Below are 24,789 nucleotides of genomic sequence, written 5' to 3' on the forward strand. Positions count from 1 at the left end.
GGTTTGTTGGTTTAGGAAAACTCAGTGAATCTTAGGATACACACGAAAAGAGTAAGGTTTAGGAATTATAAATGGGTAGTTCGGTTGGAGCGATACGTATCTTTCCAGTACGCTTCGATTGCTTCTAGGGAGTAGCCTTTGGTTTCGGGAATCAGTTTCCAGGTAATCCACAAGGCGGGGGAGCAGCACAGTGCAAACAGCCAGAAGGTCCCGGCAGAACCGACCTCCTCAAGCAAAAAGGGCGTTAGCTGACCGACCAGGAAATTACCGATCCAGAGCGACAGCGTAGCCAGCGCCATTGCTTTGCCTCGGATGGCATTGGGAAATATTTCGCTGACAACGACCCAGCACACAGGCCCGAACGAAAACGCAAAGCAGGCAATGAAGGCTAGAATGAAAAGCAATATCCACGGCCCAGAGGTAACGCCCATCTGAAAGAGCAAGCCGATAATTAGTAGTGACAGTACCGCCCCACCGACGCCCACATACAGCAAGGGTTTGCGACCCCATTTGTCGATGGTGAAAATCGCGACGAACGTGAAAGCCACATTGACCAGCCCGATGGTAACCTGTCCACCCAATGCGTTATTGAGCGTAAAACCGGCCTGTTCCAGAATGCGCGGACCGTAGTAAATCACGGCGTTGATGCCGCACACCTGCGATAGAAACGGCAGCAGCAAGCCGATCCACAAAGCCCGGCGGTAAGTAGGTGTAAAGACTTCGCTCAGATTGCTTTCTCCTTCGTCACCCGTTGCGTTGAACGCTTCAATCTCATTTTGGGCAGAAACGGGACCGTCTATACGAGTCAGGATTTCCCGCGCTTTTTGCTCCTGCCCGCGCAGTAACAACCAACGGGGTGATTCGGGGACTACCAATAAGGCTAGTAAGAAAACACCCGCTGGTAAGGCACCTAAACCCAGCATACCCCGCCAGACCTGCGTCGAGAAAATAGGCTGGAGTGTTTCGTTTTCGAACGTATCGGTGGTGTGATCAGCCAGGTAAGCATTCGAGAAATAAGCCAGTACGATACCCACGGTCAGAGCCAGTTGGTAGAGCGACACCATTGTTCCCCGGTAGCGGGGGGGCGCAAACTCCGAGATATACAGCGGAGAAACCATCGAGGCCACGCCAATGCCTAAGCCCCCTACCAGCCGAAAAGCGATCAGCGTGGTAAACGTGGTTGAGAACATACACCCAATAGCAGACGCCAGAAACAAAACCGCCGAGATAATCTGGACCAGTTTGCGTCCGTAGGTGTCGCTAAGTTTTCCTGAAACGCTGACGCCGACGATGCAACCCAGCAGGGCACAACTCACAAACCAGCCTTCCTGCACTGCATCAAGCGCAAAATCGTTTTTAACTAGACTGACGGTCCCTGAAATGACGGCAGTGTCGAAACCGAACAGGAAACCACCCAGCGCAGCCACCAGACAAACCAGGTACAGGTACGATTTATTAACCTTGTTTGTCGGTTGATTCGTTAAGGCAATCATGATTAAGGGTGATAAAGGGTTTAGGATGATTCCTCTTATTCACTTGAATTAAGGACTTTCAAAGTGGACAAAGTTTTCGAATGTCCATATGTATAGACATATCAATATCGACAACTATAAACTGATACTAATCAAACGACTAGCACAAGACAATTAGGCAATAAGCTGGTTTGTACAAATTACTTGCGGGCTATATCGATGGCATACGTAAAGCGATCAGCCCGATAATAGCCAATATTGTATTCAACAGGTCGGTCACCTGGGTCGCAGACAATCCGTTTCCGCAATAGAATAGGATCACCTGGTAGCGTGTGCAATACGGCAGCCAGTTGTTCATCGGCCAGCGTAGCGCTGATTTCTTCTTTCGACAGCACGACTACGGTGTGATAATCACGCTCCAGCATTTCGTAAAGCGGTTTGGAAAAGTCCTCGTTTCCCGTCAACCCCACTCGCGGGTGGAAATACGAGATAAAAGAAACAATGGGGCCGGCATCCAGCCCTCTCAGGCGCTCAAGCTTTAGTACTCTCGTGTCGGTATTGATCCCAAACACCTCCGCAATGTCCTGGTCGGCCAGGGTCCAGCTCGTCTTGATTTCGTAGTTCTGGAAGTCAACACCCTTATCGTGCATCTCGAGCGTAAAACTCGACCAGCTGTTCAGCTTGGTAGTGATCCGGTTCTTGGCGACCTTGGTACCTACGCCCTTTTTGCGTATTAACAATTGCTCGTGCACAAGCTTGTTAATCGCCTGTCTGACTGTATTTCGGGCAATGCCGAGTCGCTTCGCTAAGTCAACTTCATTCGGAAAAAGTTTACCTTGCTGGTATTCTTCACTATCAATCAAATCTCGCATAATAGTTTCCACTTGAAGATGAAGCGGAACAGAGCTGCTGTGATCAATAGTAAACAAATGCATTGGCTTGTCTAAATGTCTATACATACTATACTGCAAAGATTAATTGATATTTTTATACTAGCAACTATTAGTTGTATTTTTTCAAAAAGGAATTAGGTTCAACCTATACGAATCATAGATAAAGGCTCTAAATCAAGTAGTTGAATTGTTTTTTATAAACTAATAGAAAATCCATCCAACTGACTATTTTCTTGATCTTTTAACAAATCTTTATCGAGTTTATAGGCGACTAGAGACTGATTTGGCTGGTTTGCAGCCCGGCAGCGTTTTCACCGAGCGCAGGGTGGTTTAGAGACTTGTAGGTGAATGGAGGGCAGTAAGTAGTTTGGGGAACGTGCAGACCACCCAGTTGATGGCCAGCTTGGCAGAATCAATGCCACTTGCATAGTCAATGTGTATCATAGAACTTCCTACGTGGGAGGGTCAACACTCACATTACTATTCAAAAGGCCACAGGTCGCTTCACAAGGGTTCTGCTAACTCGCATTGCTGTCGCACTGGCGATCCAGTCGAGTCCGGGCTCTGGATCAGCTGGCTTCAAGAAAGGCTTCGATAGATTGGGGATAACCTTTCAGGTGTATCCAGCGTTAAAAACGTAACCGGTAGGCCAATTTTCCTTTTAATTTTTCAACAGATCCTTATGAACTTAAGTCATCAATTCATCTTGAGACTTTCCAGCATCATTTGCCTGGCTATAGCTGAACCCGCCATTGCTCAGAACAATCCCACCCTAAAGGCCACTGGTATACAGACCGGTACTGATCTGGGACTCAGCGCGGCTAAATCGACCGAACATACGACCCTGCTTAAGTTGCTGAAAGCCTCCGGTTTACTAAAGCAGGCTCATGGAAAAGGACCCTTCACGGTGTTTGCACCTACGAACGCGGCATTTTCTGAACTTCCGGATGGCGACCTAAACGAACTGCTGTTACCGTCGAGCAAAACCAGACTTATTCAGTTTCTGGCCTATCATGTCGTAAAAGGCCGACTGACATCGGATCAATTGAGAGACGGCCAAAGCTTAACGAATCTAAGCGGACAAATCCTAGTGGTGCATAAACAGGGCAATGACATAACTATCAAAGATGGCCGGGGTACGGTGGCGGAGGTCATTCAGGGCGATATTCGGGCTACCAACGGCGTGGTATACTCGATCAATCGGGTGTTGCAGCGAGTTGTCAACAAAGGACCCATTGTTCGTTAGCTACTTGATAACCTAGTCTTGCTTTTAGATCGAAAGCTATTCATTCAAACAGTACATCCCTTTTTGGGTCGGTAACTAGGCCCAACAACGATTTGACCACTGGCCGGTTTGACTCCTGAGCTTTATTCTTCTATCAATGACTACCCACCTTCGCCAGTATTGGCAGCAACTGCGTGAATCCCTTTGGTTTGTACCCGGCTTACTGGTACTAGCTTCCTTTGGAATGGCCTATGGTTTAGTAGAGTTTGATGCGCATACGAGCTGGCACGGCGAGAAGCAATTTCCACTGCTGTTTGGTTCGGGGGCTGAAGGAGCCAGGGCAATGCTGGGTGCCATTGCGGGTTCTATGCTGACGGTGGCTACACTATCCTTTTCCCTAACCTTATCGACCATTTCGCAGGTCAGTAACCAGTATTCTCCGCGCGTGTTGCGGAACTTCATGAGCGATAAGGTCAATCAGGTGGTGATGGGCTATTTTGTGGGTGTGTTCGCCTACTGTCTGATCGTGTTAGGAACCATTCGCGGCACTGACGAAATCAAATTTGTACCCGCTACGGCCGTGTTAGTAGGCTTGTTCCTGGCACTAGGTGGCGTAGCGGCCCTAATCTTTTTTATTCACCACATTGCCGAGTCGATCCAGACAGGTACAATTGTGCAGCATACATTTCACGAGACCCAAAAAGCTATTGCCCATTTTTTTCCAGATCAGTTTGGCGAACCCATTGATGATCCTCAGCAGTCCGAAGCGGCTCTGCGTTACGTCGAAGAGCAGACGGGCTGGTATCCGGTTAAGGCTGGGCAGGTGGGTTATTTGCAGTTGATCAATACCGACGGACTACTAAAATGGGCCACTCGGCATCGGGTGGTGCTCCGTATCGAAAAAGAAATGGGCGCTTTTATGAGCGAAGGCACTGTACTTTTTTTAGTGCGTAGTGATATGGAGCGACCTAAAGCCGAAAAAGCGGACTGGCCAGATGATTTGTTGGACTACGTTAGCATTGGGCGGCATCGTAACATCGAACAGGATGTAGCGTTTGGTATTCAGCAGTTATTGGACATTTCGTTAAAAGCACTCTCCCCCGGTATCAATGACACGACCACGGCCATTATGGCGGTTGATTACCTGGGGGCTGTCTGCGAGCAACTGGCCCGTCGTGAGTTTCCCGCCCGACTGCGTTCCGATGGAAAGCATTTACGGGTGCTGGTGCGGAGGGCCGACTTTGCCGATTACATTCGACTGGCTTTCGATTTACCTCTTATAAATGCGAAGGATGACCATGCCGTATTGAGACGATTGCTGGTAGCGCTGGCGACGGTCAATGAAGCCGTATGCTCGGCTGACCGTAAACCCGTTCTGCGTGAGCTGGCTGACCGGTTGGTCAAGTACGCTGACCAGATGCTAAAGACTGATTACGAAAAACGTCAGGTACAAGAGTTGTACAACGATTTGATGAAAACCTGGTCCTAAATCGGGTAACCACATCAACCTTAGCCTATTTCTCGATTGAACTAGATTTAGACTCTTTTTCAAGAGTCGCACGTTGTATAGTTTATCGTTAAAAAGAGCCTTCCTGAATTGACACGCGCAGAACTTGTTTTTCTAAAGCGCTGTCATACCCTTTCCGTTTTTACTGAAATACTCAATTTCCGGTAATTCTCGACCTCATGGGCTGGATGGTGTCGACGTAGTTATGTGCTACCCTAACGAATGTTTAGCCACTTAATCACTCTAACCAAATTCTAAGGTTTCGTTAAGCCTTATCTAAGTTGGTCGGTGTTTAATAATCCATAAGCCGTTCGACTAATAGCGACTATGGCTTGACTAAATACTTGTGACAGGTGAGTGATTCGATGCCGGTCGATCGATAGCTGGTAAAATCACAGCCACAACTATGACGTTTATGAATACGGAGCAACAGACAAAACATGAAACAAGAACAACCGGAAGCAGGTCTAGACAGCTGCTTATTCTTTACGGTGTAATAGCCCTGTTAGTACTCGGTGGAGGGTATTTGCTTTACAAAAATGTACAAATGACCCGCCAGTTTGCACGCGAGCGTGACGACTTTCGGTCTGCTGTTCAAAACAATCAGGTGACAACAGACCGCCAGCAGCTTCTGTTCGGCATGAAAACGTTTGTTTGGGCTGTACGGAACGCGATGCTGCAAAACAAACCGGGCGAGATCAATGAGTATTTCAATACGCTGGTTAAAGACCGGGGTGTTCAGGAGGTGCTGCTGGTTGATCCGGCGGGAAAAGTAACAATCTCGACGAACAAGAAAAATCAGGGAATTGCATTCACCAGCCGCTTCCCAGGCTATCTGCTACAGCAGCAGGACGTGTATTTCAACAACAAAAAGCCGTATGAACTGTCGGCGCCAGTGACCAGTCCTGACAAACGCCTGGGAACACTGGTCATGTTTTACAAACCCGCTACTCTACTGCCGAACTCCCCATCTAACTAATAAGCTAACCGCTTGAGCGTAACGATATGCTTATTGGTTGGACTATTCTCCAACCGCCACGGGTCAATAAGCCACCCTACACCATCATCGAAACACTAACTTTCTGAAGTACCGTTCGCAATTTTATGAAGGACATAACCTCCGGCTTACCTTAGATCCATATGGGTGTGTTAGTGTTTCTGCTGTTTTGCTGCTGATGAACGGACAAGATTATCAGCAAACTGGAAGCTGGTCTAAAAATTACATCCCTGGCTATCGGATTTGCCTTCGAGAGTATTTTAGAGAATTTTTCGCCAGTCTCATGATCTTGTGGCGTCGCCCCTTCAACGTTGGTAATCAAATTCGAGTGTCGGTTCAAGGTAAGTAATACGTGCTCAACTCGGCCAAAAACTTATTAAATAAATGTATCACAAACACCTCAACGAGATGAAAACAATTAATCGAATCGCAGCAGGACTATGCATTGCCTTCATGCTTAACGCCTGTACCCCCAAAATGAGTTTTGTAACGTCGACTGTCGTTCCAGCAGCCAACGGGGCCATAAAGGTAAAGAAAGATAAAAACAGCAATTATACCCTCGCGGTAGACGTACGCAATCTGGCCGAACCTAAAAATCTGACGCCATCGAAAGGAACATACTTGGTCTGGATGAAACAGAATGACAACTCAGTAAAAAAACTAGGTCAGCTGAGTCCGTCCGGCAAAGACCTCTCGGCAACCTTAAACGCGACGGCAGTAGTAAAACCCGAGGCCGTTTTTATTACCGCCGAAGACAACGCGGAGATCCTGTATCCAGCCGGTCAAACCATTCTTACGACCGAGAAATAAGGAGGCCGCCCAGCGCCCTGCAAGATCGATTCGCAGAAGCCCAAGCAGAGTTGGTCGTGAACTATAAGTTGACGGCCAATCCTGCATAATTAACTAATAATCTATTGCAAGAAAACGCATGGTTGCCAGCCTTAAAATCTGCGTCTGGTCAAGCTAGCTGCCATTTCTTATTTGTAGTGAGCGTGTTACGCACTAGTCATTACAGACAATTGCAAATGCACACCCAGCTGATTCAAAACGCGGGCTTACTCACGTATTCGTTTTAAAATCCATGCGGGCGTTTCCAGCGTTATCATCCAAAAGTGGATTTAAACGATTACAACATGGCCTACGCCTTTGAACAAGAGCAATCGATCGTTCAGAACGTCAATCGCGTTCTTGAGGAAGAAATAACGAAAGCGCTGGACCTCTTGGAAAAGCCAGACCAAGTCACTCCGGAGACGATTCATACGATTCGAAAACGAATAAAAAAGATCAGAGCGCTTCTTCGGTTAGTTCGGCGTGAATTGAAAGAAAAAGACTTTAAGCGGCAGAACAGCTTCTACCGATCGATCGGTCATCAGTTATCTCCGTTAAGGGATGCCACGGTTATGATTAAAACCTTAGAAAAACTCCGCCAGGCTCAGCCAGCGATTATGTCAACTCGGGTATTTAATGGCTTTCGTAGCACTTTGGTCAAGCAACAGGACCGGACAACCGGCGATTTTTTTGAAGATTCGATTCAGATTACACAAGTGACCAACGCCTTTCGGCAGGCTTCTCAGCGGGTGGAGGGCTTTCCTAAACACCGTAACGGTTTTCGGATAATAGCCCCTAACCTTGAAGAAATTTACCGCAAAGCCCGTAAAGCGTTGCAACTAGCTGTTCGCCAGCCGAGTATTGACCATTTGCATGAATTACGAAAAGAAGTAAAAACGCTCTGGTATCACACCCGGCTGCTCCAGCCGATCTGGCCAAGTCTTTTCAAGGCGTATGAGCACGAGTTTGATCGTCTGGGAGAATTGCTAGGCGATGACCATGACTTTGGAGTATTAGCGCAGTTGATAGAATCAGACCCGCTTTTGTTACCCGGTAAACCGAAGAAGGAAGCCGTACTAAAAGGGATTCAGGAGCAACGGTATCAGTTGCAGGAGCAGATCTACTCCTTGGCCAACCGACTCCTGACCGAAAAGCCGAGTGCGTTTGTGCGAAGGTTCAAGTTGCACTGGAAGCTATGGCATAAGGAAGCCAGTCAGAAAATTGGTAAGTAGTTTTTTAACGTAGTCAACCACAAATCATGGGTGTTGAAATCGAACGAAAGTATCTGGTCAAAGGAGACGACTGGAAAAAGCAGGGAACGGGTCAGCTGTATCAACAAGGTTATCTGAGTACGCATCCAGATCGGACTGTGCGCGTTCGTACAGTAGGGAATGAAGGCTATCTGACGATTAAAGGGATAACAGCGGGTGCGAGTCGGTCAGAATACGAATACGGTATTCCTTATGCCGACGCCCAATCGATGCTTGATCAACTGTGTCAACGTCCTCTTATTCAGAAGGTCCGCTACCGGATCACTTATGAAGGACTCGTTTGGGAAGTCGATGAGTTTCAAGGAGAAAATCAGGGTCTGGTGGTTGCCGAGGTCGAACTAACGGACGAACATCAGACAATAGCCCTGCCAGACTGGGTTGGGAAAGAAGTAACAGCCGAAGAAAAATATTACAACGCTAACTTGATCAAGCATCCCTATTCACAATGGGACTAACCATTTTAGTGAGTACTAGGTGTTACGTGTTTTCCATTCACCAAGTTTAACGTGTATGGCTCGTTTACGTTGACGTATTCAACTGAGGCAATTTCTATAACCAGGTCATACTTTGGATCGGGGAAAGCCGTATTATCGTAAGCTCTCTCCGACTCTAGGTATGGATAAACGGGCAGAAGCGGCTGGTGGGTATAGGTTTAGGGAGTTTTTTTTATCTAACTGAACTAGTCGGAATGACTCTTAACTCGGCTCCGTATTTTTATTGGTTCAAGCTAATCCTGCAACAAGACACTAAGCACGATTATTGAAGAAATGTAGACCGTAGCGTCATTATTTTCTGCGGTGTCAACTCCATCTCCTGCGTGAGAAACTTGTCCATCGAACCATACGGCTTGTCAATGGTTTCAACGGTATTTTGCAGATAGGCCGGATTGGCACCTAGCATACTTTTGATGGTTTTCTCATCCATACCCTGTCTTTTCAAGGCTTCGATTACCTCCTTCCGATTTCCTTTCCAGTGATCTTTTGTAGCCGTATAATCGCTAAAAAAAAGTATTTCGCTTAAGTAAAAATACAATCTATAAATAGTGCAATGTTTTTTATACGATCAGAAAGCGCTACATTATGAATCTATTAAGAATGTGCTTTTGTCTACCTCGCCCCATAGCGTCGTACTACCTTTGCGTACTATTCAATCATTTGTGTTGACACGTGTATACAGGACCATTTAGCAAAGAGCAGGAAGCGGACTTCGTACAATGTCTTCAGCGAGGCAGCACGGAGGCTTTTGAGCAATTGTTCAATGGCTACAAACGCCCTGTTTTTTTCTTTATCCAGAAGTTTCTTAAGTCCGACGCAGAGGCCGAGGAGATCCTGCACGACGTATTTTTAACGGTCTGGCAACAGCGGCAACAACTCGACCCGTCTATTGGTATTGGTGGTTATCTGCATACGCTGGCCCGCAATCAGGTCCTTAATCAGATCAAGCAACGGGCTACTGCTCAAAAGCTGAACCAGGAATGGGGTCGGCGTACGGATGCGCACAGCCACACGGTCGAAGATCAGTACATCACCGTCGAATACGAACAGATGGCGCACAATGTCATTGCCCAGCTCCCACCCCGTCGGCAGGAAGTTTTTCAGCTGTGTACAGTGGAAGGTAAAAGCTACGATGAGGTGGGTCGGCAGCTTGGTATTTCCCGCGATGCAGTGAAAGACCATATGGTTCACGCACGCCGGTTTCTGAATCATTTTCTCCGTCGGTACGCTGATTTAACGCTGCTGGGATTACCCGTCGGCGCAGCGCTGCTAAAATTTTTTCTAACCGAACTACCCTAATCCGTTCGGCAGCTGTATTGTAGGCAAATAGCCCTACCATTGGCCGATTCAAACGATAAAGAATTACTCCGGCGATACCTGGCCGATCAGTGCTCCGCTTCCGAACGGGAACAGCTCGAAGCTTGGCTAACCACGCCCGATGGGTTGGCGCTGATGCAGGAACTGATCGACGAAGAGTCACTCCCTGCCCCTACCGATCTACCAGCGGAAACAACATCGGAACGAGCGTTACAAAGCCGGGTTTGGGGCCGCTTGCAGGACGCTATCGATGCTGAACAGCGTCAATCGGCTCGAATCATCCCGTTCCGCCGGTACTGGTCTTACGCCGTTGCGGCTGCCTTAGCAGGGCTTGGTTTGTTCTGGTTCTGGCCAGCCACCCGCACTCCGACAGAGCCGGTCGCTTTTCGTCAGGTCGTTACGCCCGCCGGGCAGAAAGCGCGGGTCGAGCTACCCGACGGCACGGAAGTCTGGCTCAACGCGCAGAGTCGTTTGCGCTACGCCAGTACGTTTGGTCATACCGCTCAGCGTGTGGTCGAGCTGGAAGGCGAGGCTTTTTTCGACGTAGCCCACGACAAACAGCACCCGTTTATTGTCCGTAGCGGTACCCTGGCCACTCGTGTGCTGGGTACCCAGTTCAACGTGCGGGCCTATGCCGATGATCCCGATGTAGAGGTCGCCGTGGTGAGCGGAAACGTTCGGGTGATGGACGACCAGCGCGATTCGGTCAATCTGCTGCCCAACCAAAAAAGCCATTACGACCGTCATACCCATACACTTGACCAACAAACGATTACCGATGCAACCGATTACCGGGCCTGGACAAACGACCGACTCATTCTCGACAATGTAACGATTGCCGAAGCCGTCCGCCTACTGAATCGCCGGTTTGCCGTTCAGATTCAGGTTCCTCAGGAAAAACTAAGACACTGCCAGATTACTACCCGTTTTGAAAAGCCGTCACTGCCAGACGTACTAACCGTACTCTGTTCCTACCTCAACGCTACGTATCAGCAGCGAGGGTTCCGCATTACCATTACCGGAAAAGGTTGCTAGTTCTTTACAATCACTCACCCATTTGTTTCTCTTTATGAAAAAACTGTATCTATCCCCCCGCCAGGTTGGGCAGCATCTGCTGTTGGCTGGCTTTCTGGCGGCCCAGTGGCCCTGCGCGTCGCAGGCTGGCCCTACTAAACCCGATCAGGTCGTTACGGTACAACTCACCAACGTAACCCTTCGGCAGGCCATCCAGCAGCTTGAAGTCCAAACGGGTAAAACGTTTGTCTACGGCCCGTCGCTCCCACTAAATCAGCTCGTTACGGTTCGGGCAGGCAAACAGAAATTAGGTGATGTCTTGACGGATCTGCTACGTCCCTACGGCATCAGCTATGAACTGGTGAACGACCACATCGTGCTGCGTAAAGCACCCGTATCGTCAACCCCTTCATCAGCGAAAAGTCAGATCACCATTACAGGAACCGTTGCCGATCAACAGTCGGGCGAGGTGTTGCCCGGTGCGAGTATCGTCGTAAAAGGTCAGAACGTAGGCAGCGTAACGAACGCCGAAGGCAAGTTTTCGATCAGCGTACCCGACGAAAATGCGATCCTGATTGTCTCGTACATCGGCTACGAATCCCTTGAGGTAAAAGTAGGGGGTCGTTCGCAAGTATCGATCACGCTGACCCAATCAGCCAAACAACTTAACGAGATGGTGGTGGTTGGCTACGGCTCCCAGCAAAAACGCGACGTATTGGGTGCGATAGCTACCGTACCAACCAAAGAAATCGGTAGCCGTAACTACAACACAGCCGCCGAAGTATTGCAGGGAACGCTACCCGGCGTTACGGTCGTCAATGAAGGCGGTGATCCTACTGCCAACCCAACCATCAAAATTCGCGGTATAGGCTCGCTCAACGACGAAAGCCCGTTGCTCGTTGTCGATGGCGTCATTTATCCGGGTACGTTGAGTTCCATCAACCCGAACGACATTCAGTCGATCAGCGTACTGAAAGATGCGTCGGCGGCCATTTACGGGGCCAGAGCATCGGCGGGGGTAATCCTGGTCACCACAAAAAAGGGTTCGAGCGGGCAAATGCGCGTCAATGTCAACTATCAGCAGGGGATTCAGCAGGTGGCTAAAACCCTGAAACCACTCGACGCGGCTGGCTTTGCCGACGCCATGAACACGGCGACTGACAACGCCGGTCTACCCCGGATCGCGGCTTTTGATCCGGCTAAAAACCCCACCGCCCGCACCACAAAAACGGACTGGATGAACGAGATTTTCCAGACGGGAAAGATCTATAACGTTGATGCGTCGGTCAGTGGTGGCACCGAGAAATCGACGTTTTTCCTATCGGGCGGGTATCGCAAAAACGAAGGGATTCTGCTGAATACGTATTCGGATCGCTACACCATCCGGCTAAACTCGTCGCACCAGCTTTCCAAGCGGGTCAAAATCGGCGAAAATCTGGCGTACAACGTCAATAATGGACAATCGGGTAATACGAACAGCGCGTATACGGGGGCGATTCTGACTTCGATTTTCTATCCGCCTAACGCAACGATCTACCGGGAAGACGGTTCGGGTAAATTTGGCGGTGTACCGTCTGATTTTGCCGGTTCGTACGGCGACCTGATCAACCCCGTTGCGTATCTGAAACGACTCGACAACCGCAATCCGGTCAGCAACCTGTTTGTCAATCCCTATCTGGAATGGCAAATCATCGACGGGCTGACCTTCCGCAGCAACTGGGGCATCACGCAGATCAAGAATAGCAAAAAGCAGTTCAACGTCCGCATTACCGAGCCCGGCAAAATCTTTGATTTCAACGAACTGTATCAAAGTGACTATGCCTCGAATGACCTGCTCAATGAACAGACGCTGATGTACAAGCGCGCGTTTGGCAAGCACAATTTCGACGCCCTGCTCGGTTATACATTCCAGAAAACCAAGATTGAATCGTTTGGCGTACGGGGCACGGGTTTCGATAACGAAGATCCTTCGCAGCGCTACCTGACCAACGCCAAGCAGGTTTTCTACGATGCCAATAATACCTACGTCGTGGAGCGCGGTCTGGAATCGTACGTTGGCCGGCTTAACTACAGCTATAACGACAAATACCTGCTGTCGGCGATTGTTCGGCGCGATGGTACATCGAAGCTTTTGAGTGCCAACCGCTGGGAGTGGTATCCGTCTTTATCGGCAGGCTGGCAAATTGGCGACGAAGCTTTCCTGAAAAATGTGAGCTGGCTGACCAACCTGAAACTGCGGGCTAGCTGGGGACGCATCGGTAACCTGGCCGGGCTGGGCGATTACGCGTATTCGGTTCCGCTTAGCCAGACAATGGCTCTGCTAGGTTCCGACCCGACCATCAATTTTGGGTTTGCCGAACGGGCGCTGTCGAACTCGAACCTGCGCTGGGAAACGTCTACTCAAACCAACATCGGTCTTGATTTTGGCTTGCTGCGGAATCAGTTCGTCGGTACCATCGATGTCTTCTCGAAGAAAAACAACAACATGCTGTTCCAGGAACAGTTGCCGGGCGTAGCGGGTGCCCCTAGTGGCCGGACCATCAACGCGGGCTCAACCGAAAACCGGGGTATCGAACTGGGCCTGACCTACCAGCGGAATTTTGGCGGGGTGAAGTTCGACGTAACGGCTAACGTATCGTTCCTTAAAAACGAAGTAACGGCTCTGCCGGCTGGTCAGACGCTTCAACCGACTGGCTCGACCGTACGCAGCCTGCCGAACTCCAACTTCCACATGGTTGGCCAACCGTTTGGCGCTTTTTATGGCTACCAGACCAACGGCCTGTTCCAGAGCGACGAAGAAGCCAGCGCGTACGTCAATGCCAGCGGCACCCGTTACCAGACGAATGCGAAAGCCGGTGATTTCCGGTTTGTTGATACCAACGGCGATGGCAAAATTGATGACAACGACCGGGTGGTACTGGGCAGCATTCTTCCCACCAAAACGTTTAGTCTGAACAGCAATGTGGGTTACAAAGGCTTTGATCTGAACGTGTTCTTCCAGGGATCGGCGGGTAACAAAGTTTTCAATTCCGTGAAAAATCTGGCGCTGAATCCGGGGGCTTATCCAGGGTACAACATGCTTGCCGAGATAACCAACGCCTGGAGTCCGACCAATACCGGCGGCACGATTCCACGGCTACGGGCGGGTTCTGACCCGAACAACAACTTTGGTCGAATTTCAGATTTCTACTTGGAGGACGGCAGCTACCTGCGCCTTAAAAGCCTGACCATCGGTTACACCCTTCCGCGTACGTTCACCAAAGTGGTTGGCGCCCGGATTTACCTGACCGGTCAGAATCTATTCACAGTCACCAAGTACTCGGGTATGGACCCCGAAGTGGGTATCAGCAGCTTTGGCCTCGATGTAGCGAAGTATCCGCTGGCCCGCGTGTACATGATTGGTGCAAACATTTCTTTCTAACGACGAGCTATCATGAAAAAAATAAACAGACTCTTTCTGCTCGCCCTTTGCGGTCTGACGTTTGGCTGTAATAACCAACTGGATCTTGAACCACAGGGAGCCCCGACCACAGGCAATTTCTGGAAAACGGAAAGCGATGCCGTCGCTGGCGTCAACAGCATTTACGAACTCTACAGCGACGACGACATGTATGGCCGGGGTTTCTTCTGGCTCAATAATGCCAGCGATGACATCGGTACCAAACCCCGCGCCAACGCCGAACGGATCAAAAACTTTCAGGTCGATGGCAACGAGTCCGATACGCGGTCGATCTGGGGAAAACACTACCAGGTGATGAAACGAGCCAACGACGTGATCCGTAACGTTCCGGCCATTTCGATGACCGAGTCGATCAAAAACCGCATTCTGGGTGAGGCTTATTTCAACCATGCCGTGATGCACCTGGAACTGGCCTATCGCTACGGCGACGACCGGGCCGGTATTCCGATTCAGGACCGCTCAAACCCCGAAAACATTTACGTATCTCGGGCCAAGAACGTAGCCGAGAACTACGCGTATATCGCCGAAGACCTTAAGAAAGCGGCTGATCTGTTGCCTTACTTCTCTAGCTATTCGGCAGAAAACTACGGTCGGGCGCACAAAACGGCGGCCTTGGCGTATCTGGTCCGTACGTATCTGTACGCAAAAGACTGGGCCAACGCTGAAAAATACGCCGATATGGTGATCAGCAGCGGCAAGCATAGCCTGCTGACTAACTACGAAGACGTTTTCAAAACGGCCAACAACTGGTCGTCGGAGTACATCTGGTCGGTTACGTCGAGCGCAAAAGATACGCGGGTTGGCTGTATCTTTCCAGGCGTTTGTCTGGAAGATAAAGGCTGGGGCCTCTACAATGGATGGGGCAATTTCTATCCGACGAAAGAGCTGTACGATGCGTTCCAGACCGGCGACAAGCGCCGAGAAGTAACGATCCTCAAAACGGGTGATAAGTTTATGTTCTTTGGGCAGGAGCGTACGTTCAACGTTGGTGCTTTCACGGTCAGCTCCAGCAATCGGACCGGCTATCAGTTCCGCAAATACATGGAGCCGTACAGCTACGCGAACCCCATCGGTTCGACTATCAACCCGAACGGCGACAAACCATCGACCTCGCTGAACGTACCACTGCTGCGCTACGCAGACGTTCTGCTGATGAAAGCCGAAGCCAAACTGATGCAGGGCAAAAACGCGGATACCGAGATCAACCAGATTCGCACGCGTGCTGGTCTAGCCGCCATCAGCGGAGCGACGATAACGGACCTGAAACGGGAGCGTCGTTGTGAGTTCGGTGGCGAGTGGACCGACCGCCATTTCGATCTGGTTCGCTGGGGGGATGCGCAGACCGTGTACGCCCAACCGCTGCACCATGCCGATGGCCGGGTGATCTACCCCGCCCGCACGTTTAACCCCCAGGTAATGAACGTCTGGCCGATTCCGCCAACAGAAATTCAAAACAGCAAAGGTTCACTAACCCAGAACCAGGGTTGGTAATCCAATTCGTTCCACAAGAAGATGCCCTGCCGAACGCTGTTTGGTAGGGCATCTTTTTTGCCTATTAGATTTACTACACTTCTACTTTTAACAGTCAAGATTCGAAACCATTTGGCAAACAGCATTGGTGATGAAAACCGATACCAGTCGAAGCGGTTTCAGCAAAGCCATGCGCCGGATAGTTCGATTTTAGCATATTGGGGAAGCCGGTGTGTATCCACAGGTTCCTGAATCAGCATCAGACCTCACGCAAGAACGTCTGTTAACGAATAAGTTTTTTGAAAAAGGGCTCCAACTCCTGGGCTAGAATGGCGTGATCGTCTACATTAGGGTGTCCGGCACAACCACGGGCCTGCATGGGTTGGAAGAAATGAAGCGCTAAGGGTTTGTCAGCGGGCGTCATAGCGTCAATGCTATTCTTTACGGCCAGCAGGCAGTTTTGCAATGTCTCTCTATTTTTCCCGTTAATCATCGGACTACTCAGCAACGCAATTTGAGCCTTGGGATACTTAGCTTTGACCAGCTGAACAAATTTAACGTAACTGTTTACATAGCGAGCGCTATCAAAGGGTAGTCTTTCCTTCTTGCCATCTCCTTTGCTAAAATCGTTGGTCCCCAAGGCAATACTCACAACCTGGGGCGTAAAGGCAGCAAAGTTCCAACGTTGTGGATTTGCCGCCTGAAAATCGACTTTCTCGTACACATCCGGCATAGTCGGGCCGTCACTGTTCCAATTTCGGTAAACACCAATACCGCTGACGCTGCTCAGGACAAAATTAGCACCTAACGCACGGGCCACACGGGGGCCATAAGCCAGGTAAGCGTTGTGCTGATCATGGTATTGTCCACTTCCACAGGCTACTTCCGAAGGGTCAGCAGCTGCCCCACAGGTGATGCTATTGCCAATAAATTCGATAAGGGGTCCGTTGCGCTGCTGCAACGCAACGAGCTGGTTCCCCACAATCTTCTGAATAAATATTGGCCCCGTATGGGCTTCGGTAGCTTTATAGAGCCACACAGTATGTTTTCCTGCCGTGGGCGCTGTCAGGCTAATCGGTATTGTTGAATTGCCAACTACTTTTATACGCTTTTGATACACGCCGTCCAGCTCGTATTGTAAGTAATTATGGCCGTTTGCCGATGGAATAGAGGCAACTATCTGGCAGCTCTTACCCTCGAAACTAAAGCCAACGTGCATAGCCGAGCTAATCATTTCCAGCCCCTGATCCTGCCTTAAAACAAACCTTCCGTAGGGTGTCAAGGCTGATGCCGGTAAAGCGTCAACGCTTGTTGTCTGCCTTTTCGAGGAGACGCAGTTTAAACAGAAGACACTATAGGCAAATACAAGGAAAAGAGTCGAAAATTTCATGTATCAGGAAAACGTCTATAAGGCTCAACCACAGCAGCGCCTGTCAAATTTCCTGCAAAAAAATTGCATTTTTGCACCCGTAGCCCGGTTTTCTGTTTCAGTATAGTGCGTGTTTGGCGAGGACAGGTTGACTTATTGGTTGTTGCGTCTACCGATGGTTTATGTATCCATCCTCTTGAGTAGAACGAAAACGATTTGTCCCGGTTAAAACACGTGAGGTTCTCCGGTCGGGCTTCGGGTGCAGGCAAACGGGTAGCTGAAGCCTGTACCATCACAAAATAACAATGGTTGAGCAAGCTCGTAGGCTGGGAAAATCCCTGCTGGAATTCATTTTGTTTAGCAATGGCTACATTGCCTTGTGTGCCGTGGTCATGTGTCAGGCAACGGCCATCCTGTTTCAACGGGAATTACCTGCTTTTTTCCTGCCTTTTATTTTCGTCGCAACCGTAAGCAGCTACAGCTTACACTGGTATCTGACGCCCACTACGCTCGATTTGACGGAACGTAACCAATGGAACAGGCGTCATAAGTCGCTGCTGATCGGTATTGGAATTGGGTCTGCCTTGGTAGCGCTAGTCCTTTTCACTCAATTGGTGAGCTATTACCGTTACTTTATTCCGATTGTCGTAGCTACCCTCCTATACACAGCCCCCAAAATTGACCGTGTTCCGTTTCGGTATTTACGCCGAGTTGCCATTCTAAAAACGGCTTACCTGGCTCTGGTCTGGACACTTGTAACGGGGGTTTTACCGATCATGCTCACAGGCCCTGGCTGGAATACGGCTTTAACGGTCTGGGCGATAAATCGGTTTTTGTTTCTTTACAGCATTTGTTTCTGGTTTGACTACCGGGATCGAGTCGCGGATCGTCGGTCAAGATGGCTTACCATCGTCTCCATGATGAACCCAAAGCGGGCCGCGACTGTGTTTTATGGCATTGCCAGCTGTTTCGCTTTGACGTTGATTCTGTTATTACAGCACGGCATGTCATTCCCTAAGGTGATAGCGCTGAGTTTACCTATGTGTTTCCTGGCTGGTTCCGTTCCTTACATACCACACTGGTCCTCCGACTACTGGTATTACGTTTATTTAGATGGATTGCTACTCTTATCAGGATTGACGCTACTGGCTACGGAATCCTTTGTTTGACAGTACACTCTTTTCTATACCCCTTCCGGCAAGCTTCACTGCATCAAAAACAACAATGTGGAGTTTACAACAACCCTAACAAACCCTTTTTTGTGAGTCAAATCAACCATCTATATTCTCACTTGAGCGAGTTTATCAAATAGTTAGCTATCAGCAATTTAGGTATTTTTTTTAAATTTGTCGGCTTACCGCACATTGGCCGGAGTCGGTTTATAAGCCATAAAACTGAGTCCAATACTTATTATTTATACGTAGTCATAAATCTGTTATTTTTTAATCAGGAGAATGACGTGAGGAAGCTATTCCAGCTCAATACTATTCTGGAATGAATCATCGAATAATTAGGCAGAGCAGCACCTTGACTAACCGATATGCTATGCGATCGATTGTCCTTAATAGTCATCATTTGGCACGTATCATATAGTTATCCGATGTCTTTGAATCAGTGTAGGTTATAAGTTTGCTCCACTTGTTCAAACTGACAATCTTTATAGACTGATAGACTCAATTGAAGCAATTGCTACACCAATTCGCGAATAATAGATTCACTCTTTCTTTCTGCTAGTCTAGTCTTTTCCGCATCATTCATCCAGACAAAATAGGCGATACGCTAACCCATGCTTCAACGACTCACGCTACTCCTGACCGGTTTGCTCCTGTTGATTTCTTTTGTAGCCGCTATCGCCCAGCCATCGGGCCCAGCGATTCCCTTTGACAAGCTAACCTACCAAATTGATAGCATTCAGAAAGCTGAAAAAATTCCGGGTTTGCAAGTACTGGTGTTTACGAAAGATTCGCTGCTTTACCAACGAAACGCCGGGCTACGAAACCTTAGTACAAAGGCGCCAGTAACCGCCCAGACCCTATTTCCGGTAGCCTCCGTAACCAAGAGTATGGTTGCCGTTGCCGCTCTGATGCTGGTTCAACAGGGGAAATTATCGCTCACTGACGAAGTAAAAAAACTAGCCCCTGAAATTGAATTTCATAACCCCTGGGAAGCCACTGATCCAGTCCGAGTAGCCCATCTGCTGGAACATACGGCGGGTTTCGACGACTGGTCCATGAAAGCTTATGCCTACAATAGCCCCACGATTTCGCTACAGGAAGGACTCACCATTGCGCCCCAGTCCCGTCAGTCGCGCTGGCGACCCGGTACGTTTATGGCCTATAGCAATGCTGACCCGCCTGTGGTAGCCCGCATCATTGAAAAGAAAACGGGACAGGAATTCGAGTCGTTCGTACGGCAACGCATCTTTACTCCGCTGGGCATGAACCGAGCCACCTTTCACCGCGACGGAGCAGCCTTAACAGATCTGGCCAGCGGTTATACAGATAACGGCCAAAAGGAAGCTCCTTACTGGTATCTGCTGGCACGACCTACGGGTGGGCTTAACGTATCAGCCCTGGAACTGATGCCCTTTGTGCAAATGCTGATGGGCCGGGGATCTTTCCGTGGGCAGCCACTTCTTTCCCCCGCTTTAGTTGACCGTATGGAAACGCCATCCACCACGTTGGCCGCCCGCGCGGGTTCTAAACAGGGCTACGGTCTTAATAACTTCACCACTTCCTATCAGGGTCACCTGCTGCATGGCCATGACGGAGCGTCAATCGGTCTGCGAGCGCATTACCTATACCAATCGGCGCTGAACCGGGGCATTATTGTACTTGTCAACACCGATGGTCCTGGCTTCAGTAAGCTAAAAGATGCTGTTCTTAAACTGGTGATGCAAAATGTTCCTCCACAACGTCCGCCCGTTTATCGCTTATCGAAGGCAGAAAAAGAAAATTGGATTGGCTACTACAGACCGAGTAATTACAGACAGGCAGCCACAGGCTGGTTTATGGGCTTAACGCAACTTGTGCACGTTGAAGAAGAAGGAAACAACTTAGTGCTGTATGACGGATTAGGCAGCCAACCCCAACCCCTTCAACCGATTGGCCCGAACCAGGTACTGCGGCTGGACAGCCGAGGCTACACTCCCGAGCTAACGCTGGTGCACAACGATTCAAACGAGCCGGTGCTGGTTCGCTCTTTCGGTGCTGGGCTAATGGCGAATACGGCTACTAAAACGTCATTTTTGGGCGCCTGGCTTCCCGTGTTGCTAGGGCACTTGTCGATACTGATACTAGCCCTCTGCCTCATTATGGGCTTTGTCTGGCTCATTCGCGGGGTTTGGTTGCAGAAAAAAGGCCGTCGACTGAGCGTCCTGCCCGTACGAATCGGGCTCTTTCTGTATGCACTGTCATACCTGGTTATGGTCATCATTCTAAACGAGGGTGGAGACGAACTAGGCGTCGTTTCGCCCCTGTCGATCACCGTTTTTACCGCTTCACTTCTGGGACCACTGGCTGCTTTGGTGGCTTTCTTTAACCTAACCCGCAACTATCGCCAGCTTTCGAGCCGCACCGAACGAATTTTCATGCCTATAGCCGTTATTTTCGCTTTACTGGTTGTAAGCTACATGGGTGTTTGGGGACTGGTGGGTATGCGAACCTGGCTGTAAGAATTTCAGCTAGCTAAACGCTCACATTCAACCTATTGCTTTGAAGCGTAAAAAGCCCACTTATTGTGAAGAAGAAAGATTGACAGAACTCTAAAATCCTTGCAGAAGCTTTACAAGTGAGAAAACAACGGCCACAGCAGTAGGTAGATAGAATGGTTTCTATCTACCTACTGCTGTGGCCGTTCGCGAAATAGCGGCTCTTACTTTTTTAAGAGCATGTCTTTGCTGATGTCTTTGTCAATATCGATATAACCAGGGTACTTGATCTGCTTATTACCCACCAAGAAGGTCGGTTTGATCTTGAGCGTTATCCGAGAAGGCGAGGACCGCTGGCTACCAGCCAGGTTACGAATCAGATCAACAAATGATTTGCGACTTGACCGACTCGCCATCAGACCATACACGTTGGTATTTACCGGGATGGGTACAAGGGTCTTCCCTCCTCCTGGCGGTACAACTACTCGCTGATCGACGGTGCCCGTAGCCAGCTCATTACCCGATAATAGCAAACGGTATTCGAATTGATTGATAGCCGCCGTATCACGAGTTGGATTGACAATTTCCAGATTGATGTCCGCCTTAAAGGGGATATCCTTACTTAACAACCCGGCTGCAAGCCGAGGATAATTAACCGGGTTGAGGTCCTCCAACCGGTTAATTTCTTTAAACTCGCTAACCTCATAACCGGCAAGCGTAACGTTGTCTGCCGAATGAACAGCATACCGGCTTTTGCCCAGCCCTTTGGCTTGCTGAACCTGCCGATTGATACCGCACTGGGTATACAAGAGAGGGACCGCCAGCAGAGCCAGCTTGATAAATAGTCGCATAGTTGATCAGAATGTGTGCCGGCTAGCGCAGACGATAAGTAAGGAGAACGTTGAGCGTAGGCAGAAAACCGTGCTGACGGAGTTTTGTATCTATTTCACCATCGAGATCAGCGTGTAAGCGCTGGGTAACTCCTAGCCCATCAATGACGGAACGGTTAGAGGAAAACGTATTTTGAGTCTTGAAGATCTTGCCTAAACTTAGTTCTGTATTCAGGCCAAATCGCGAATTGCTAAACGCAAAAGAACGACCTACACGAACCCCACCAATCAAAAGATTTGATTGCAGATTAAAAACAAAAGCAGGGGAATTGAGTAGACTGAACCCCGAAAGATCCCGGTTAAAATAAACCTCTAACCCATCGGCGGGGGTAATGGGTCCTGCCGAAAAATGGATATATTGACCGAAGATGGTGCCGTGCCAAGCCGAATTGGCGTGAATACCCATACCTAAGCGGATAAGGCTACCCTGTCGAAATGAGCGGTCGATGACTCCGCTTAGCGTGGGATCTAGTCCGAATCCTTCGAGCAGTTTCAGCGTGTATCGATCAAAAGGAGCAGCGATTAGTCCAGCCTGTGCCTGTACAGACAATCGGCGGCTAAACCGGTATTCATAACCAAGAGTATAGTTTAGTGGAACTTGTAATCCCGCCGAAATTGTATGACCAGTCCTAAAAGGTTGCTTTCTGGCTAATGAATCCTGCCCCCAACTCAAAGAAGGACTTGCAGCCAGTGATACTAAACACACTACTAGAATCCGTAGCTGACAACTTTTTTTCATGAGCGATAGACAAACTCCATAAGAAACAGAAGCGCAGACACAACAAGACTATATAGCTAGTTGAATTAATTTCATATATTCTGTTCAAAGTAGCGTCTACTGGCAGCTACCGATTGATGTCCAGGAGGCCATTTGTATTAATAAAGACCTCGCTGCCGGACGAAATGATGTACAGTCCAGCAGCGAGGGCAGCGAAGTTAGGCTACAGACTGTAGCTTACGGTCTAGCGAACTCGTCGCTTCTTTTGACTCGGTACCCATTTTCGCCCCGAATCCTGCCGCAGCAACGCCGATCAGTAGTCCGAAGAAGCCGAATATAGCCGCTTTTGATGCTGCCGAAGCCGTAGCATCGGCAACCTGCCGGGCCTTTGCCGCAGCCTCTGCTTTCGTTTGTTCAAACTTAGCAGCTGCCTGTTTGTACGTATTGATCCAGTTGTCAACAATTTGCTCCGACTCAGCTCGGCTTTTACCGGTACGTTTCATCACTACGTTTACCGCGTCGTCCCGGTCAACCTGACTGACGGTTGCTTGTCCTTGTTTGAAGAGTCGATCAAACAAACCGTCGGCCAATGCGCCAGCAGCCTGTGGATTCTCCGCGGCCCGGCCTGCAGTAGCTTGAGCCTGATCGCCAACCTGTTCGGCCTTCTGCTCCAGCGTGCGAGGGTTGAGTGCGGGATTACCCGTCTGGCGCAGAATCGTGTTAACTTCGTTGCGTAGGTTCGTCAGGTCAATGTTATCAACGTTGACACCGTTCTTAGCAAGTTCTCCTTTAACAGCCTGACCCAACTGAGGCCCCGCTGCTGAAGCAACTGAACCTGCCGCAGACCCTGCCGTCCGGACGATCCCGCCCAACAACCGGCTCGCTCCACCAATGAGACTGCCAATAGTTGTCGTTAAAAAGTAAATCGTTAATAGCGTCGCCAGACTCCAGGTCAGCACCCCGTGGATGATACCGTCAAAAAGACGGGGCGCGCTAGCTAGTCGGCCTGCAATCCATCCACCGACAAACAGAGAGAGTAAGCTGCTGATAACATACCATATAGCTCCCCCCGTACCTAGTCCTGCCGTTGGGTTTTGTTCCGTCTCCGGGTCGATGGTGCTCAATCCGATGCCGAGCCCTAATAGCGACAGCAATAACTGGCTTACAATTGCTACCAGTACACCGGCGAAGACGGCACTCCAAGAAATTCGTTTTACAAAAGAGCTGCGGCCATAAGCCGTGCTGTTAAAAGAAGTAAGTTCTCGTTCCATTGTGTTTAATAGTTAATTATGATAAAGCGTTGTGTGGCTGCCCAGAATCCCTGCTGCACTATTTTCTATTCTCTTAGGCAACACTCGTTCAACAACTTAGGGCTTGAAAGCGAATCCCCGGATCGGTGCGGTCCGGGGATTCTTTTGTTGAGTAAATCAGAAGACCCGTTGCTAACAAGCAAACTGTTAGCTGAACTTAACGGTATCTTTTATAGAGTCGATACCAGCTTTAGCCTTGTCTGCCAGATGGTTCGCTCCGTGCTGCGCCTTGTGAGCGTAATTGCTGAATTCATCTTCTGCTTTGCCAGCAACTGACGCTACACCGTTTTCAAAGGCATCAAACTTATCCTCCGCCCGCTCTTTGGCTTTGTGCCACTGGTGTTTTGCTTCTTTTGTCTCGTCGTGTACCTTCTTCGCAATTTGCTTACGCAATTTCTTACCTGAGCGGGGGGCCAGCAAGAGACCGATGGCCAAGCCAGAGACTACTCCTGTTAATAATCCAGTCAGAAAAGTGGTATCGGTAACGTAGTCCTGAACATCCTTTCTTTGTTCGAAAAGCATATGATTAGCTTGTTTATGTGGGCAATAAAGACCAATGATTCATATGAGGTAAAAATTATACCAGATGATCACCAAATAGCTATCTTACTGACTATAAATGGGTTTCAGGACGTAAAGAATTTTTTCTAATTACTTTACTAGTAGAGTATAATACTCAATTATGTTGCATAATTTACTCATAATTTAAGTAAATTTACCCTGTAAAAGCTGTTCATATTTGCTATTATTACTTACTTCCATAAGGTCAACTCTTAAGTCTTACAAGACATTTTTTTTCCTTTGGTAAGGTCAGTCTAGGCGTCCCTACTCAGGCAATATAAATATATACACTTGTACATAAACAGTTTAGGTTATACAAATACAGCGTTTGTCTTCGCCCGAAC

The 24,789-nt window shown here is 49.1% G+C and carries 20 protein-coding genes; 12 read left to right on the top strand and 8 right to left on the bottom strand.

Translation table 11 applies throughout. From position 1 onward, the window contains the following. Positions 1-65: 65 nt before the first annotated feature. A complete protein-coding gene (locus LQ777_RS25080; RefSeq protein ID WP_232562968.1) occupies positions 66-1,493 on the bottom strand; it encodes a sugar porter family MFS transporter in 1,428 nt (475 codons plus the stop codon). Positions 1,494-1,672: 179 nt separating this feature from the next. Next, the gene (locus LQ777_RS25085) at positions 1,673-2,344 is read right to left on the bottom strand and encodes a GntR family transcriptional regulator (protein ID WP_232562969.1); all 672 of its coding nucleotides are present in this window, start codon (positions 2,342-2,344) and stop codon (positions 1,673-1,675) included. Between the two features lie 703 nt (positions 2,345-3,047). Here LQ777_RS25085 and LQ777_RS25090 point away from each other — a divergent pair. The 6 genes from LQ777_RS25090 to LQ777_RS25115 all read left to right on the top strand — a co-directional run bounded on the left by LQ777_RS25090 (position 3,048) and on the right by LQ777_RS25115 (position 8,648). Beyond that, complete coding sequence (locus LQ777_RS25090; RefSeq protein ID WP_232562970.1) at positions 3,048-3,611, top strand: fasciclin domain-containing protein; 564 nt, start codon at positions 3,048-3,050, stop codon at positions 3,609-3,611. A 136-nt stretch (positions 3,612-3,747) separates the two neighbouring features. Further along, positions 3,748-5,079 (top strand): DUF2254 domain-containing protein, encoded by a 1,332-nt coding sequence (locus LQ777_RS25095; RefSeq protein ID WP_232562971.1) that lies wholly within the window; start codon positions 3,748-3,750, stop codon positions 5,077-5,079. A gap of 565 nt (positions 5,080-5,644) precedes the next feature. After that, on the top strand, positions 5,645-6,076 hold the full coding sequence (locus LQ777_RS25100; RefSeq protein ID WP_232562972.1) for a hypothetical protein: 432 nt from the start codon (positions 5,645-5,647) through the stop codon (positions 6,074-6,076). Between the two features lie 426 nt (positions 6,077-6,502). Continuing rightward, positions 6,503-6,904 carry a hypothetical protein gene (locus LQ777_RS25105; RefSeq protein WP_232562973.1) on the top strand — a complete coding sequence of 134 codons (402 nt, stop codon included), beginning with the start codon at positions 6,503-6,505 and terminating at the stop codon, positions 6,902-6,904. 323 nt (positions 6,905-7,227) lie between these two features. Next, positions 7,228-8,154: a CHAD domain-containing protein gene (locus LQ777_RS25110; RefSeq protein ID WP_232562974.1), complete on the top strand. Its 927-nt coding sequence runs from the start codon at positions 7,228-7,230 to the stop codon at positions 8,152-8,154. A 26-nt stretch (positions 8,155-8,180) separates the two neighbouring features. Continuing rightward, positions 8,181-8,648 carry a CYTH domain-containing protein gene (locus tag LQ777_RS25115; RefSeq protein WP_232562975.1) on the top strand — a complete coding sequence of 156 codons (468 nt, stop codon included), beginning with the start codon at positions 8,181-8,183 and terminating at the stop codon, positions 8,646-8,648. 301 nt (positions 8,649-8,949) lie between these two features. Here LQ777_RS25115 and LQ777_RS25120 read toward each other — a convergent pair whose 3' ends face one another. Continuing rightward, positions 8,950-9,225, bottom strand: a complete 276-nt coding sequence (locus LQ777_RS25120) for a tyrosine-protein phosphatase (protein ID WP_232562976.1) — start codon at positions 9,223-9,225, stop codon at positions 8,950-8,952. Between the two features lie 134 nt (positions 9,226-9,359). Between LQ777_RS25120 and LQ777_RS25125 the strand changes: the two genes are divergently transcribed. Genes LQ777_RS25125 through LQ777_RS25140 form a run of 4 tightly spaced genes read left to right on the top strand, consistent with a single transcriptional unit; the run spans position 9,360 to position 15,969 of the window. Then, entirely contained in the window at positions 9,360-9,986 is a 627-nt protein-coding gene (locus LQ777_RS25125) for an RNA polymerase sigma factor (RefSeq protein WP_232562977.1), read from the top strand. A gap of 39 nt (positions 9,987-10,025) precedes the next feature. Beyond that, entirely contained in the window at positions 10,026-11,039 is a 1,014-nt protein-coding gene (locus LQ777_RS25130) for a FecR family protein (RefSeq protein WP_232562978.1), read from the top strand. Between the two features lie 34 nt (positions 11,040-11,073). Next, positions 11,074-14,439, top strand: coding sequence for a TonB-dependent receptor (locus LQ777_RS25135; protein WP_232562979.1), 3,366 nt, complete (start codon positions 11,074-11,076; stop codon positions 14,437-14,439). A gap of 12 nt (positions 14,440-14,451) precedes the next feature. After that, positions 14,452-15,969, top strand: a complete 1,518-nt coding sequence (locus tag LQ777_RS25140) for a RagB/SusD family nutrient uptake outer membrane protein (RefSeq protein ID WP_232562980.1) — start codon at positions 14,452-14,454, stop codon at positions 15,967-15,969. 262 nt (positions 15,970-16,231) lie between these two features. On the opposite strand, the gene LQ777_RS25145 is transcribed toward LQ777_RS25140, so the two are convergent. Beyond that, a complete protein-coding gene (locus tag LQ777_RS25145; protein ID WP_232562981.1) occupies positions 16,232-17,230 on the bottom strand; it encodes an SGNH/GDSL hydrolase family protein in 999 nt (332 codons plus the stop codon). Positions 17,231-17,622: 392 nt separating this feature from the next. On the opposite strand from LQ777_RS25145, the gene LQ777_RS25150 reads away from it, so the two are divergent. Together LQ777_RS25150 and LQ777_RS25155 are read left to right on the top strand one after the other, a co-directional pair. Beyond that, the gene (locus LQ777_RS25150) at positions 17,623-18,486 is read left to right on the top strand and encodes a UbiA prenyltransferase family protein (protein WP_232562982.1); all 864 of its coding nucleotides are present in this window, start codon (positions 17,623-17,625) and stop codon (positions 18,484-18,486) included. A 617-nt stretch (positions 18,487-19,103) separates the two neighbouring features. Next, entirely contained in the window at positions 19,104-20,990 is a 1,887-nt protein-coding gene (locus LQ777_RS25155) for a serine hydrolase domain-containing protein (protein ID WP_232562983.1), read from the top strand. A 200-nt stretch (positions 20,991-21,190) separates the two neighbouring features. On the opposite strand, the gene LQ777_RS25160 is transcribed toward LQ777_RS25155, so the two are convergent. The 4 genes from LQ777_RS25160 to LQ777_RS25175 form a co-directional block, all read right to left on the bottom strand. Further along, positions 21,191-21,817, bottom strand: a complete 627-nt coding sequence (locus LQ777_RS25160) for an LEA/WHy family protein (protein ID WP_232562984.1) — start codon at positions 21,815-21,817, stop codon at positions 21,191-21,193. A gap of 22 nt (positions 21,818-21,839) precedes the next feature. Then, positions 21,840-22,406 (bottom strand): hypothetical protein, encoded by a 567-nt coding sequence (locus tag LQ777_RS25165; protein ID WP_232562985.1) that lies wholly within the window; start codon positions 22,404-22,406, stop codon positions 21,840-21,842. 386 nt (positions 22,407-22,792) lie between these two features. Then, the gene (locus LQ777_RS25170) at positions 22,793-23,845 is read right to left on the bottom strand and encodes a hypothetical protein (RefSeq protein WP_232562986.1); all 1,053 of its coding nucleotides are present in this window, start codon (positions 23,843-23,845) and stop codon (positions 22,793-22,795) included. Between the two features lie 186 nt (positions 23,846-24,031). Then, positions 24,032-24,406, bottom strand: coding sequence for a YtxH domain-containing protein (locus LQ777_RS25175; RefSeq protein WP_232562987.1), 375 nt, complete (start codon positions 24,404-24,406; stop codon positions 24,032-24,034). Positions 24,407-24,789 lie beyond the last annotated feature (383 nt).

The organism is Spirosoma oryzicola (genome assembly GCF_021233055.1).
Classification (GTDB): Bacteria; Bacteroidota; Bacteroidia; order Cytophagales; family Spirosomataceae; genus Spirosoma; species Spirosoma oryzicola.